This is a genomic window from Caballeronia eucalypticola (genome assembly GCF_047608185.1).
Lineage (GTDB): Bacteria > Pseudomonadota > Gammaproteobacteria > Burkholderiales > Burkholderiaceae > Caballeronia.
The window spans coordinates 97795-112677 of record NZ_JBLKRU010000024.1 but is presented as its reverse complement, the minus strand read 5'-3'; the positions used below and the strand labels follow the sequence as shown (position 1 = coordinate 112677).

Here is a 14883-nt window from a genome sequence, read left to right as displayed (position 1 = left end):
GTGAAAGGCACCTCGGCTTGTCCACAGGCAAGCTCGGTGGATAAGCCTGCACCTGCGCATAACATCGTTCAAAAAACCATACCTGAACTACGAAACCACCCATAAATTCCGCCGACCAAGCAAAAATTAAGTGTCCACAGCGTGCAGTTTATTTCATTGGTACCCCAAAAGCACGGTGCTCGCCAGAGCCACGGATGTGTGAAACCCTCCTTCTCGCGAATCCTGACAGTAAAACGCTTCGCCCCGTACGCTCTCGGGCAAGCACCAGTGCCCCACAAACCCGCACGGCCTCACGCGCTTTTATGGGTGCGGTTCTTCGCGGGTTAGCTCGTCGGTTCGCGCTGTTATTTCGGGTGTAAGGCCTTACACGTTCTGCAGCACCGTTTTTCGACGGGTTTTCAAATGGTTCGGCATGCATACAAATTTGGAGGTTGGTTTTCCGCGGATAGCGCGGGGCGCTCCTTGGGCGGGTTCAGTCGTTAGTGCTTGCCCGAGAGCGTACGGGGCGAAGCGTTTTACTGTCAGGATTCGCGAGAAGGAGGGGTTCAAACATCCTAAGCTCTGGCGAGCACCGTGCTTTTGGGGCACCTATGAAATGGAACTGCACGCTGTGGACACTTAGGGTAGAGCGGTGAAAGCGTTTTCTTTGCTTCGTTTCTTTTTCGCTTTGGAAAAAGAAATGACGCGCTGCCACGCGCAGTGGCTAATAGTGATAAAGAAAACATCCAACACTAAACTCGCGAAGACCTGGAAAGCAGCAACCGGCATTGAACCAGAACCGCTAACGCGGAACCCGTGCAACCCGGCATCGACTCCGACCGCTAACCCCAGAACCTGGCAACCGGCACTAACCCTGACCAACTCACGTCATCCTCAACAATCGCATCCTTATCTTCTTCATAGCGACCCCGATCTCATCCACCCCGATCCCGCCATACCCGAAAATCAACCCTTCGTGCGTTGGCCGATTCATATAGAACCCAGAGATCCCATACAACCCAATAGACGGATCAAGCACACCACCGGTCAGATGCTTTTCCTTCAACGCCCCCTTCAACCTAGCAGTCATATGAATTCCCGCTGCGGGAATCCGCGGCTCGAACCATTCAGCAAGTTCGTTCTGCAGCGACGAAACAAGCATCCTCCGACGATCCTTGTAGTGTTGGTGCATACGTCGCAAATGCTTGGCAAAATCGCCATCCAGCATGAACTTGGCTAGCGCCGCCTGCGTCATCGAGCAGCTATGCCAGTCACTAATCTGCTTGGCTTTCTGTACGGCTTCATGCAACGACGCCGGCGGCGCCACATAACCCACCCGCAACTCGGGAAATTTCGAAAATGTGCCGACATAAGCGCCGCCACCCGCCTCGATAAATCTATCTTGACAGTATCTGACATGTCAAATAATATGCGGTTCATCAACGGAGACAGCGATGAACCATTACAGCAAGCAAAATTTTCGGCTGACTGAAAGTATCGGTTTCTTGATCGCCAAGGCGCGCAACATCATGACAGTCGAGATGGATGCAGTCCTGAAGCACCTGGATATCTCCAGCCAGCAGATGGGTATCCTGATGTCGCTCAAAACCGGTTCGGCTGCAACGCCATTTGAGTTGTCGAAGGCGCTGGGAATTGATACCGGGCTGATGACGCGCATGTTGGACAAGCTGGAAACGAAAGACCTGTTGAAACGCTCGCGCAGCCTTGAAGATCGCCGGGTGGTAAACCTGGCGCTGACGAAAAAGGGCGAGGCTGTGGCGGGCCAGATTCCGAGCGTCGCACCGGATGTGCTTAACGCGCACCTGAAGAATTTCAGCAAGACCGAGTTCGAAGAACTGAACCGCCTGCTTCGTAAATTTATCGATGAGTAGGTTAGCTGATTAAAATAAGCTGAACAAACGAGTCGCGAATAAACCGGCCGTTTTTTTGTCCAATTATCTGACAGGTCAGAAAATGCAATCACAATCAAATCAGAAGTTGATCGGTTCGCGCGTGTTGAGGGCGAGCGTATCGGTGATGCTTGCCGCGGTGCTGTCGGCGTGCGCGAACTACGCGGGCATTCACAGCGACCAGCAGATGTCCCAGCCTCAATCGTACGAGACGACACAAAGCATCCCGGCAGAGAGCGGTCATTGGCCGGCAGCGGGTTGGGCCGATCAATTCGGTGACGCCCAGTTGAAAGGGTTGATTGCCGAAGCATTGAAGAACAGTCCGTCCCTCGATCAGGCGCGTGCCCGGGTTGCGTCGGCCAATGCCTATAGTGAAACGGCGAGGGCCGATACCATGCCGAAAGTAGGCGCGGACTATTCGATGACCCGCCAGCAATATTCGGCCACCGCGCTCGTGCCGCCGCCTTACGCGGGTTCGTGGCAAACCGAAAACAAGCTGCTGGCGTCGGCTTCGTATGACCTCGATCTGTGGGGCAAGAACCGGGAAGCGTTGAAGGCGGCGGTGTCGCAAACGCAGGCAAGTGAAGCGGATGCAGAGGTCGTGAAGCTGACGCTGACTGCGTCGATTGCCCGCGCTTATAACCAGCTTGCACGGCTTTACGATCAGCGCGATATCGCCGTCAAGGAAGTTGCACAGCGCGATCAGATCGAACGCATTGCGGCGGGCCGGATTGCGACCGGACTGGACACCGAAGTGGAGCGCAAGACGGCGCAGGCAAACGTCGCGACCAGTCACGCATCCCTGACCGCGCTCGACGGCCAGATTCTCACGACGCGCTATCAGATCGCCGCGTTGCTGGGCGCTGGACCGGATCGCGGCTTGACGATCCAACGCCCGGCGCTTGGCGTAGGAGATCAGGTGCTGCTCCCCGACAACTTGCCCGCCGATCTCGTCAGCCGTCGTCCGGACCTGGTGGCCGCGCGCTGGCGTGTGGACGCCCTCACACATGATGTGAAGGAAGCGAAGGCTGAGTTCTATCCGGACATCAACCTGGGTGCATCGCTTGGCCTGGACGCATTCGGCTTTGGCCGCTTGCTGACAGCCGCGAGCCGGACCGCAACGGCAGGTCCGGCGATCCACCTGCCCATCTTCGATGCCGGCGCATTGCGCGCCCAACTCAAAGGCCGTTACGCCGATTTCGATTACGCGGTAGCGGCTTATAACCAGACGCTCGTCACCGCGCTGAGCGACGTCGCGACGCAACTCGCGCAGATCCGCTCGACGGATGCGCAACTCGTCGATGCAGAAACCGCGCAGGACGCCGCGCATCGTGCCGATGAACTCGCGATCGTCCAGTACAAGGGCGGCCTCACGAATCAACTGACCGTGCTCAACGCTGACATGAACGCGTTGTCGGCGGACCAGGCTGTCGTCGATCTGAAGATGAACCGTCGTGACCAGCAGATCGCGCTCGCCGCAGCACTCGGCGGCGGCTACACCGACACCAGCGCCTCATCGTCATCACAAACTGTTGCCGCGCGCTGAGCCGGCATTCAACGGACCCATCAGGAGAAATTGCAATGAGCGACACCATCCAGTCCGACCGCGTGGCGGCGGATTCAAACAAAATGGTCAAGGGCCCCGTGCCGCAAGAGGCCGCCCCGCGTACGAAACGCAAGCTGCTGCTTTCCCTGCTCGGTGCAGCAATCGTCATCTCGGCCGCTGCCTACGGCGCGTATTACTACACCGATGCGCGCTTCTACCAGTCAACCGATGACGCCTACGTCAGCGGCAATCTCGTACAACTCACACCGCAAGTCAGTGGCACGGTTGTCGCGGTGAACGCGGACGATACGCAGATCGTCAAGGTCGGCGACCCGGTCGTGACGCTGGACTCGGCCGATGCAAAAGTCGCGCTCGGCAATGCGGAAGCCACGCTCGGGCAGACCGTGCGGCAAGTGAGCAGCCTCTACGTGAACAACGACTTTTATGCGGCGAGCATCGCTCAACGCGAGTCGGATCTCGCCCGCGCCAACTCGGATCTGCAACGTCGTCAGGCGGTGGAGAACACCGGGGCGGTGTCCGCCGAAGACGTGTCGCATGCGCGCGATGCCGTCAAAAGCGCGCAAGCCTCGCTCGATGCCATCCGCCAGCAAGCCGAAGCGAACCACGTCCTCACCGACCGCACTTCCATTGAACAACACCCGAACGTGCAGGCTGCTGCAAGCAAGCTTCGGGATGCTTACTTAAGCTATGCCCGTAATACCTTGCCCGCGCCGGTGACGGGTTATGTCGCGCGCCGGTCGGTGCAAGTCGGGCAGCGTGTTGCGCCCGGTACGCCTCTAATGGCGATCGTGCCGCTCGACCGTGTCTGGGTCGACGCCAACTTCAAGGAAGGGCAACTGCGGCACATGCGCATCGGTCAGCCGGTGACGTTGACGGCCGATGTCTATGATTCGAGCGTCAAGTATCACGGCCGCGTGTTGGGTTTTTCCGCTGGCACGGGCAGCGCGTTTGCCGTGCTGCCCGCACAGAATGCAACGGGCAACTGGATCAAGGTCGTGCAACGCTTGCCGGCGCGCATCCAGCTTGACCCGCGTGAGCTTGAACAGCATCCGCTGCGCATCGGCTTGTCGATGGACGTCGAAGTCGAGACACGCGACGAATCCGGTACGCAACTGGCCGCTGCCACCAACACGTCTTACCGGACCGATGTGTTCGAGCAATACGGCGAGCAGGCCAACGCGGAGATCGCCAAGGTGATCGCCGACAACATGCCGATAGCCCCTCCCAAGACTGTGGCGAAGCGCGATCAAGCCCAATTCCATCGCGCTGGCTAAACAGCATTTTTTAACCTGATATCTGACAAGTCAGATTAAATGTGTCATTGAGAGAAAACATGAATACGTCGTCTCAATCCGGCCCGCCCGCGCCGCTCACTGGCGGGAAACTGGCGCTTGCCACGCTTGCTGTCGCACTTGCCACGTTCATGAACGTGCTGGATTCGTCGATTGCGAATGTGGCTATTCCGACCATCTCGGGCAACCTGGGTGTCTCCGTCGATGAAGGCACGTGGGTCATTACCCTGTTCGCCGCAGCCAACGCCATTTCGATCCCGCTGACCGGTTGGCTTACGCAACGGGTTGGGCAGGTGAAGCTGTTCGTCTGGGCGATCCTGTTGTTCGTGGTGTCTTCATGGTTGTGCGGTCTGGCGCCCAACCTTCCCGTGCTGCTTGGCGCGCGGATCCTGCAAGGAGCGGTCGCTGGTCCGCTGATCCCGCTTTCGCAAGCCATCCTGCTCGGTTCATACCCGAAGGAAAAGAGCTCGCACGCGCTGGCGTTGTGGGCCATGACCGCGACGGTAGGCCCGATCGTTGGACCGGCGCTGGGTGGCTGGATCACCGATAGCTACTCGTGGTCCTGGATCTTCTACATCAACATTCCAGTGGGCCTGTTTGCAGCCGGCGTGACGTGGGCGATCTACCGGACGCGCGAAACGCCGGTGAAGCGGATTCCCATCGACAAAGTGGGCCTGATCTCGTTGGTCGCGTGGGTCGGTTCGTTGCAGATCATGCTCGATAAAGGCAAGGACCTCGACTGGTTCACCTCGCCGGTGATTGTCGCGCTGGGGCTATTTGCGTTGATCAGCTTCGTGTTCTTCATGATCTGGGAGTTGACGGAAAAAAATCCGATCATCAATCTGTGGCTCTTCAAGGGACGTAATTTCCTGGGTGGAACCGTCGCGATTTCAGTCGCCTATGCGCTCTTCTTTTCGAACCTCGTGATCTTGCCGACGTGGATGCAGCAGTACCTTAACTATCGTTCAGTCGATGCCGGTCTCGCGACCGCGCCGCTGGGTATCTTCGCCGTGCTGCTTACGCCGGTGATGGCCAAGATCATGCCGAAGAGTGATGCGCGGGTGCTCGCCACCTTGACGTTCGTTGGTTTTGCCGGCGTGTTTTTCATGCGTTCGTTCTACACGACGGGCGTCGATACCTGGACCCTGGTCCTTCCTACCTTGTTGCAAGGCATTCCCACCGCGCTGTTTTTCGTGCCGCTGACGGCGATCATTTTGTCGGGCTTGCCGGCTGACAAAATACCCGCCGCTGCAGGGCTGTCAAACTTCACACGGGTCTTTGCGGGTGCGGTTGGAACGTCCCTCGTGAGCACAGGCTGGAACGACCGGACGATCCTGCATCACGCTCAACTGGCTGAACAAACGAGCGTCAACAATCCGAACTTCGGTGCGAGTATCAATGCGTTGCAGAGCACGCTGGGAGGAAGCGTGTCGCAAGCAATGGCGTTCTTCGAATCGTCGCTCAACGCGCAGGCCGCCATGCTTGGACTCAACGATATCTTCTGGCTTTCGGCAGTCATTTTTATCGCGATCATCCCGCTTATCTGGATCACCAAGCCGAGCAAGGACGGCGCCGCAGCGGCTGCGGGAGCGGGCGGTCACTAGGTTTCAGGTTGCTTAAATAAAGTTAGCAAAAACAACGATAATGATAAAGAGCGTGGAGGCGGCGCGAGAGGTTAGTCCCTTTATAAATGGGATATGCGTCAATTGACACGATCAAAAAACGTAGTCAAAATAACGTTAATAAAATATAGACGCAATCGCTCGCACCTCAAACCTGCGAGCGATTGCCTGCTCGTTCAGGCAGTACCTGAGGATTCGAGTAATGGAGACGTATTACCTTGCCATCGACGTTGGCACGGGTAGCGCCCGCGCTGCCCTGGTCAATACGCATGGCGTCATTGTGAGCATGGCGGCGCGCGAACACGAGCAGATCGTGCCGCGCTACGGCTGGTCCGAACAGCGTCCGGCCGACTGGTGGCTGGGCGTTGCTGCTGCCATTAAAGAGGTCCTTGGCGGCACCCCCCATGCCGCTGAAAACATCGCGGCTATCTGCGCATGTGGCCAGATGCACGGCACGGTTCTCATCGGGCCGGATGGTCAGCTCACCCGCGAAACCGCGCCGCTGTGGAATGACAAACGCACGCTTGCTCAAGTGGCTGCCTTTCGCGCGAATCAACCGGCTGCATCGTATCTGCCGTTGACGGCCAACCCGGCAACACCCGCATGGCCGGGCTTCAAATTGCAATGGCTCAAGCAGAACGAGCCCGACGCATACGCGCGTGCCGCAACGGTGTTCATGCCGAAGGACTACATCAATTTCCGGCTGACAGGCGAGCGCGCCTGGGACTGGAGCGACGCATCCACCAGCTTCCTGATGGACCCTGAAATGCGGTCATGGTCCCAGCCCATGCTCGATCAGCTGGGTCTCGACGGCAGCAAGCTTCCACCTATCCGCTCGCCGCAAGAGATCCTGGGAACGATCACCTCCGAAGCGTCGTACGCAACCGGCTTGCGCGAAGGAACACCCGTGCTGGTCGGCGGGGCCGACTATCCGCTTTCGATGCTCGGCTCAGGCGTATATGGACCCGGTCTCGGCTCGGATATTACCGGCACATCGTCGATCATCACGGTGATCGCAGACACCCCCATGCTGCACCCGGAAGTCTCGAACATGATCTCGGCGGAAGGGCTCTGGGGAAGGTTCATGCTGCTCGATTCTGGCGGCGATGCAGTGCGCTGGGCGCGCCGCGCATTTCACGAAAACACCTTGAGCTACGAGGCCGTTGCACAAAAAGCGGCTGATGCACCCGTCGGTTCCGAAGGGCTTTTCTTCTTGCCTTACCTGACCGGCGAACGGCTTGGCGAGCATTCGAATTCGCGCGCCCAGTTCTTCGGTATCGGGGCGAAGCATGGGACGGCGCATCTGCATCGCGCGGTATTGGAAGGGGTTGCTTTCGGCGTGCGGCGGCACATTGGCGTGATTGAATCGGCGGGCGTGCGCATGGAGCGGCTGGTCGCGGCTAGCGGGGGCGCCAAGGCTTCTCTCTGGCTGGAGATCAAGGCAAGCATGTATCGCACGCCTATCCTCGTGCCTGCGCAGCTCGAATGCGGCGTGATCGGCTGTGCGATTCTTGCCGCGACGGCGCACGGCCAGTTCGCGCGTCTGGGCGATGCAGTCGCGGCCTTCGTTCAGTTCGAACGCGAGGTCCTGCCAGATCCGCGGGCCAGTGATACCTACGATCGGATGATGCCGATCTTCGAGCGGCTCTACACGAGTTCGCAACAGTTCTACGACGACCTGGATCGTCTTGCCGAGGCTCATGCATGAAGGAAGCAATCAAAGCTGTCTTGTGGGACATGGACGGCACGCTCGCCGACAGCGAAGCACTGCATTTGAGCACACTGGTGACGGTGTTGGCACAGCATGGAATAACAGCAGGCGATGAATTACATGCGTCGATATTCGGCAAGACCGGCCGCGAAGTGCACGCGTTCTGCTGCGAGCGTTTTGGTATCGATTTCGACTACGAACCATGGACGATGGCAAGGGCGCGGCACTACGTGTCCGAAGCCCCGAAGATGCAGCCACGACCCGGCGCGCTGAGTGTTTATCACGCAGTGCGCGCAGCGGGAATACGCCAAGCGATTGTGTCGAATTCACCGCGCATGTTGCTTGAAGCGGGGCTTCTCGCGCTCGACTTGCAGGACCCGCAACTGATCTCCATCAGCATTAACGATGTGCGTGCCGGCAAGCCCGATCCCGAGCCCTATCAGCGCGCTGCATGGCTGCTACGCGTGCATCCCGGGGAAGCGATGGTGGTGGAAGACAGTCCGACCGGCGCCCGCGCGGCTATCGCAGCGGGCATGCGGGTACTGGCGTGGCCCGAGCATGAACGTGCTGCGAGTACCTTTCCCGAAGGCGCGAAAATCGTGCACTCCGAATACGAACTCGCCGATGCATTGGGCGTTCAACTTGCGGTACATGCGCGTTGAAGACCCCGGCCAGTACGCAGCGCGATCCGATCAACACCTTCAATAGCGAGGCAACATCATGACAAGCGAACTCAAAGGCGCGGAAATAACTGCTTTCCGTCCCGGTCTCTTCGACGGCAAGACGGTCCTCGTATCGGGCGCAACCAGCGGCATCGGCCTCGCCATCGCGAGAGGTTTCGCAGCGTTAGGCGCGCAGGTGATCGCAACCGGCAGCTCGGCCAGCAAGCTCGAAGGATTGCGCGCGGACGCCGAACTCGAAAACATCCGCTTCGAGCAACTGGATGTCCGCGATAACGACGCCATCAAAAGTTTCGTCGCTACCCTGAGCGTGCTCGACGTGCTGGTGAATGCCGCCGGCGTGGCGCGTCCCGTCGATGAATACAGTGACGATGTCTTTCGCGAGGTGATCGATGTCAACCTCACGGCAGCCATGCGCCTCGCCATGGCCGCCCGTAGCAAGCTCGAGCACGCGCGTGGAGCGATCGTCAACGTGGCGTCGATGCTGAGCTATATCGCCGACGTGGATGTGCCGGCTTATTGCGCCAGCAAGACTGGCATTCTTGGTTTGACGCGTTCATTGGCTCATTCGTTTGGCCCGGCAGGGGTGCGGGTGAATGCGATTGCGCCAGGCTACCATCGCACCGACATGACACGCGCGCTTTGGGAAGTACCGGATAGCGCGGAGAAGATAGCGGCGCGCAGCGCGCTCAAGCGTTGGGGCGAAGTGGACGACCTGGTAGGCGCCACGGTGTTCCTGGCATCGCCGGCGTCGGCGTTCATCACGGGCGTCACGTTGCCCGTGGATGGTGGCTACGTTTCAGGCGTGTAAAACGGAAAAAGCCTTCTCTCTCGCGGAAACCGAAAAGAGAAGGCCACATGCTGCTAAAAAAGCTTAGGAGTACCGTCCTAAACGTTGCAGGACTTTTTAGAACTTGTGCGTGATGCCGACAATCGCTGCCAACTGGTGATTGTTGGACGAGAAGGACGATCCGCTGAAGTCTGCTACAGCCTGCTTGCCCGTCGAATCCACGCCCGATGCGGTTTCGAAGAAGCCGATCGCGTAGAGCGACGTACGCTTGGACAACGAGTAGATGGTGCCCAGGTTGAACTGGTTGTACTTCGCGCTGCCCACGCCATCGGCGCCGCTGTTATGCGTGTAGATGTAGGCGCCGGCCAGCGTTAGGGCCGGGGTCAGCGCGTACTTTACGTTCAGTTCGCCTGAATTGAACGTAGCGGTGCCGCCGTTGTACTTGGTGCCGAAGCTGCCCACTGCATTGACCTGACCGAGGTTCTGGAACTGCGTGTTCGAGTACAGCAGGGCGATCGTTGCCGATCCCAGCACGTACGAACCGCCGGCCGTGATGATCTGCTGCGAACCTGCTGAAGCGTAGCCGCCGTAAATCCGGCTAGGCATGTTGTTGTTCCCACCCGCGGCCGAAGTCGGCGTCGACGAGTTGCCCTGGTTGCCGAACGTGGCGTAATACGGGTCCTTGGTGAAGTTGTAGCTGGCACCCAGCTTGAGCGGGCCATTGACGTACGACACAGCTGCGTCGGTCACTTCGTTGCGCGAGAACTGGCCGGCTTGGCCGCCCAGGCTGTACAGGAGGCCGACCGTCAAGCCGCGGTAATTCGGGCTCGTGTACTTGAGGGCGTTCTGGATACGGTTCGACGTATCGACGTTATCGACGTCGCCTGCGCGCGTGCCGTAGCCGAGGCCGGATGCAGCCCAGTCAGCGCCCGACGCGAACGAAGCAGTAGCGTCGTTACTGGCCGAGTACTGGCGGCCCAGCGTCACCGTACCGTAGGTATCGCTCTTCAGGCCGACGAAGGCCTTGCGGCCGAACTCCAGGCCGCCTTGGCTCAATGCGCCCGTGCCGAGGGTATAACCGTTTTCAATGGTGAAGATTGCCTTGAGGCCGCCGCCCAGGTCTTCAGCGCCCTGCAAACCCCAACGTGACGAGTTGGCGCTGGACAACGCATATTGCTTCGCACCCTTGACGTTGTTGTTAAAGAGAATACCGCCGTCGGCAATGCCGTACAGCGTTACGCTGCTTTGTGCGTGTACGGTGCCGGACAATGCTCCGATAGCAAGGATGGCAGCCGTGGTCTTTTGGATTTTCATTTTGTTGTGCTTCAGTTGGGAAAAGAGGAGACATCCTATTTGATAGGGTCGTAAAGTCCCACCGATGTTTGATTGTTTGGTTATTCCGTTGCTTTCTAAAGCAACATGCTAAAAATTCATATAGCCGAAATAATTAGCATTCCAAACCGTGCAGCATGGGATCGACCCGATCACGAGCAGGCGGTTCGACCTTTATCCATCGATGTGTAAGGTTTTCGAAGGGTAATGAACGTTCGGCTCGACGAACCTTAATGTGGCCCGATTTCAATTGTGTGAAATCATATTTACGTTCGGGCTTACACGGAACATTCAATTCGCATGCGTGTTATTTGAACAACAACTTATTGAAAGACTCGCAATTTCGGTGAGATTCAGGCTTATGTGTCCGCGCAGGCCCTTATCCAGAGCCGTCAGGCGCGGCAAGCGCCTGATGCAAAGACCGGAGAGGCCTTTGTCATTTGATGCAAGCAACGAAAGCTGCCGCCATTAAATAACGCCGGTCGAGCGCATGTCGGCCAAGCGCTTTTTCATGTCCAGCACGGCGAGCGTATGAGCGTCGCCTTTGCGCAGAGCGACGCTTGTTGAAAGGATATCGATAATGACGAGCGCGGCAAGCCGGGACGTGGTCGGCGTATAGACATCTGTATTTTCCAGCGTCTCCGCAATGACCGCGACGTCAGAGAAGCTCACTAGCGGGCTATTAGATCCGGTAATCACAATGACGCTTGCGCCGCGTTCACGGGCGGTCCGCGCGACCTCGATCAGCGAGCGGGTAGAGCCCGTGTTCGAGATGGCCACGACCGCATCGCCGGGCTTGAGCATGGACGCGGCAATGAACTGCTGATGCGAATCCTGATGCGCGACGCATGGCACGCCGAAGAGGGGAAACTTCTGCTGCGCGTCCAGCGCGACAATGCCCGATGCACCGAACCCGAAGAACTCGATACGCTGCGCTTTTGCCAGCAAATCCACTGCGCGCCCAATAGCCGCAAAATCCAGCTTCTTGCGCGCCCAGTCGAGGCTCGTGATGGTGTAGTCGAAGATCTTGGTAGCGATGGTTTCAGGGTCGTCGCCCTTGGCGAGTACCGAGTGCGTGGCAGGGGCGCCGAGCGCGAGGCTCTGCACCATGCGGATCTTGAAGTCCTTGAACCCGCTGCATCCGAGCGTCGAACAAAAACGCAGCACGGTTGGCTCGCTGACCTGCGCGTTGCGCGCAAGCTCAGCCAGGTTGATGTCGGAGATCGAAGCCAGGTTTGCAAGGATGTAGTCGGCCACTTGCCGGCTGCCGCGGCGAAGGCCGGGGCGCGCGCGGTCGATCAGTTCGAGGATGTTGTAATCGGGCACTCGATGTTCCTTCGTTCATTGTGCACGGGGCGCCGCAAGCGGCGCCCCGTGCTGGCGTAAGGCCAGGCTGCCAAGTGTATCGGACGAATTGGACGAATGGGATAAGCCGCTAGCGGCGCCAGAAACGGGCGCCGCGCTGGGACAGGACAGCCGCGACAATGATCACGCCCATCACCACTTGCTGATGGTAACCCGGCACGCTGGCGAGGTTCATGATGTTGCCGATCACACCGAGGATCAGCACGCCCATCAGCGTATTCACGGCGCCGCCTTTACCGCCTGCCAGACTCGCACCGCCGATCACGACCGCTGCAATCACAGTCAGTTCGTCGCCCACGCCGACGGTCGGCGCACCCACTCCGGCACGCGACGTCGAAATGATGCCGGCAAGCGCCGCGAGCAACCCTGAGCTGACATAGGTGCCGAGCACATGCCGCGCAACAGGTACGCCGGAAAGCCGCACGGCTTCTTCGTTCGATCCGATCGCGCGGACTACGCGGCCGGCACGCAGCCGGTTCAGCGCAATGCCGCCCATCACGAATACGATCAGCATGACGAGCGTGGGTCCCGGAACCCCAAAATACGAGTGACGGCCGAAGTCGAGCAACGCCTGGCCGGGATCATCGACGAGGATTGGCGAGCCGTTGGAGACGATCATTGCCACGCCTCGCGCAACGGTCATCATGGCCAGCGTGACAACAAACGGTGTCAGACGGAACCACGCGATCAACGCGCCCGATACAAAGCCGCAAACACCGCCGACCAGGAGCGTGACGAGCAGGGCGACGCTCAGGCCGTACTGAGGAATAAGCATGGCCGACACCACACTGCCCAGCGCCGCAATGGAGCCGACCGACAAGTCGATACCACCGGTCAGCACGACCAGCAGCATGCCGACCGACATGATGCCGACGCCCGCGACCTGACGCGAGATGTTGGACAGATTCGCCACCGAGAAGAAATCGCTCGATACGAACGACGCGGCAATCACGAGCACGATCAGGATCGCAACCGTGTTGAAGCGGCGCGCAACCGACCACCAATGTCTCGCCTGGCCGGACTGGGCCTGATGAGATTTATGACTGACAGCGCTGGGATTCATGATGCGAGTCTCCGTGACTGGTTTATTGAGCAAGCGCTGCCGGCGCTTCGTCCGGCGTACGACGCAAGGAAAGCGAGAGGATCTGCTCTTCGCTGAAATCGGCGGGCTTGAGTTCACCGCGAATCTCGCCTTCGCCCATCACGAGAATGCGGTCGCACAGACCCATCAACTCCTGGTGCTCGGACGAGATCACGAGTACCGCCTTGCCCCGTTCCGCGAGCTGGTTGATCAGCGTATAGATTTCCACCTTGGCGCCCACGTCGACACCGCGTGTGGGTTCGTCGAGGATGATCAGGTCGCCGTCCGCATGAAACCATTTGGCGAGCACGACTTTTTGCTGGTTGCCGCCTGATAACGTGGAGACATCGGCGTCCATCGAACGGGCCTTGATGCGCAGTTGTTCCATCAACTTCTGAACGAACGCGCGCTCGCGGCCGAAGGCCAGAAAGCCACCCGGGCGGCTGACGGATTTAAGCGCTGCGAGCGTGGCGTTGACGCGGATTGGCATCGATAAAACCGCGCCCTGGCCTTTACGATCTTCAGGGACGAAGCCGATGCCGGCCCTGACCGCTGCCATTGGCGAGCGAATCGCCAGCAGCTTTTGTTTCAGTTCGATGGTGCCGGAATCGCGGGTGTCCGCACCGAAGATCAGCCGGGCAACTTCCGTGCGCCCCGAGCCGATCAAACCACCCAGCCCAACGACTTCGCCCGCGCGTAATGTGAACGACACGTTGCGCACCGCATGACCGCGTACGAGGCCGGTGACCTTCAGCACTTCGGCGCCGAGCGTTGCGTGACGCTGCGGAAACAGCACTGAAAGCGGGCGGCCGACCATCTTGCGAATGAGTTCATCCATGTTGAGATCGGCAGGCTTGACGGTGTCCACGCGCTTGCCGTCCTTGAGCACGGTGATGCGGTCGGCAATCGCAAACACCTCTTCCAGCCGATGCGATATATACACGATGCCCACGCCGCGCGAACGCAGGTCGCGCACGATCTCAAGGAGCTTGTTGGCGTCCGACGGCGCGAGCGCGGCAGTGGGTTCGTCCAGCACCAGCAGCTTGACCTGGCGGCTCAGCGCCTTGGCGATTTCAATCACCTGGCATTGTGCGGTGGACAGGCTGCCGACCAGCGCTGAAGGGTCGATGTCAAAGCCAAGGCTCGCGATCAATTCATGCGCGCGCTTGCGCAACGAACGCCACTCGATCACGGCTGGCAACGCGCCAAGAAACACGTTTTCAGCGACCGACAAGTCCGGCGCCAACGCGGTTTCCTGATGAATCACCGCAATGCCTTCTTCCATGGCCGCATGCGGATTTCGCAAGGACATCTCGCGCCCTTCGACCTGGATCGTTCCGGCATCGGGTTGATGGCCGCCGCCGATAATTCGCATCAGCGTCGACTTGCCCGCGCCGTTCTCGCCGACAAGCGCATGGACTTCGCCGCTAAGGACATCGAAGTCGACGTCTTCAATGGCGTGAATGCCGCCGAAGCGCTTGTCAACGCCGGTCAGGGCGATAAACGGAATCATGAAGGTGTCTCCAGAATGCACGCGCACCGGCGAAGCCGGCG

General features: G+C 59.2%; 12 protein-coding genes. 7 read left to right on the top strand and 5 right to left on the bottom strand.

Going from position 1 to position 14883, the window contains the following annotated elements:
* Nucleotides 1-862: 862 nt before the first annotated feature.
* Entirely contained in the window at nt 863-1372 is a 510-nt protein-coding gene (locus tag ACMX25_RS25170) for an aminotransferase class I/II-fold pyridoxal phosphate-dependent enzyme (RefSeq protein ID WP_414952766.1), read from the bottom strand.
* A gap of 61 nt (nt 1373-1433) precedes the next feature.
* Here ACMX25_RS25170 and ACMX25_RS25165 point away from each other — a divergent pair, with 61 nt between their 5' ends.
* From ACMX25_RS25165 to ACMX25_RS25135, 7 genes are all read left to right on the top strand, one after another.
* A complete protein-coding gene (locus ACMX25_RS25165) occupies nt 1434-1871 on the top strand; it encodes a MarR family winged helix-turn-helix transcriptional regulator (protein ID WP_414952759.1) in 438 nt (145 codons plus the stop codon).
* An 82-nt stretch (nt 1872-1953) separates the two neighbouring features.
* The gene (locus ACMX25_RS25160; protein ID WP_414952758.1) at nt 1954-3435 is read left to right on the top strand and encodes an efflux transporter outer membrane subunit; all 1482 of its coding nucleotides are present in this window, start codon (nt 1954-1956) and stop codon (nt 3433-3435) included.
* A gap of 35 nt (nt 3436-3470) precedes the next feature.
* A complete protein-coding gene (locus tag ACMX25_RS25155; protein WP_414952757.1) occupies nt 3471-4730 on the top strand; it encodes an HlyD family secretion protein in 1260 nt (419 codons plus the stop codon).
* Nucleotides 4731-4789: 59 nt separating this feature from the next.
* On the top strand, nt 4790-6352 hold the full coding sequence (locus ACMX25_RS25150) for a DHA2 family efflux MFS transporter permease subunit (protein WP_414952756.1): 1563 nt from the start codon (nt 4790-4792) through the stop codon (nt 6350-6352).
* A gap of 220 nt (nt 6353-6572) precedes the next feature.
* Nucleotides 6573-8078, top strand: a complete 1506-nt coding sequence (locus ACMX25_RS25145) for a xylulokinase (protein ID WP_414952755.1) — start codon at nt 6573-6575, stop codon at nt 8076-8078.
* Nucleotides 8075-8743 (top strand): HAD family hydrolase, encoded by a 669-nt coding sequence (locus ACMX25_RS25140; protein WP_414952754.1) that lies wholly within the window; start codon nt 8075-8077, stop codon nt 8741-8743. The genes ACMX25_RS25145 and ACMX25_RS25140 overlap by 4 nt, the downstream gene beginning before the upstream one ends.
* 58 nt (nt 8744-8801) lie before the next feature.
* Nucleotides 8802-9572, top strand: a complete 771-nt coding sequence (locus ACMX25_RS25135; RefSeq protein WP_414952753.1) for an SDR family NAD(P)-dependent oxidoreductase — start codon at nt 8802-8804, stop codon at nt 9570-9572.
* 96 nt (nt 9573-9668) lie between these two features.
* On the opposite strand, the gene ACMX25_RS25130 is transcribed toward ACMX25_RS25135, so the two are convergent.
* The 4 genes from ACMX25_RS25130 to ACMX25_RS25115 form a co-directional block, all read right to left on the bottom strand.
* Entirely contained in the window at nt 9669-10865 is a 1197-nt protein-coding gene (locus ACMX25_RS25130; RefSeq protein ID WP_414952752.1) for a porin, read from the bottom strand.
* Between the two features lie 486 nt (nt 10866-11351).
* The gene (locus tag ACMX25_RS25125) at nt 11352-12209 is read right to left on the bottom strand and encodes an SIS domain-containing protein (RefSeq protein WP_414952751.1); all 858 of its coding nucleotides are present in this window, start codon (nt 12207-12209) and stop codon (nt 11352-11354) included.
* Nucleotides 12210-12318: 109 nt separating this feature from the next.
* Entirely contained in the window at nt 12319-13311 is a 993-nt protein-coding gene (locus ACMX25_RS25120; protein WP_414952750.1) for an ABC transporter permease, read from the bottom strand.
* 22 nt (nt 13312-13333) lie between these two features.
* Entirely contained in the window at nt 13334-14842 is a 1509-nt protein-coding gene (locus ACMX25_RS25115; protein WP_414952749.1) for a sugar ABC transporter ATP-binding protein, read from the bottom strand.
* Between the last annotated feature and the right edge of the window lie 41 nt (nt 14843-14883).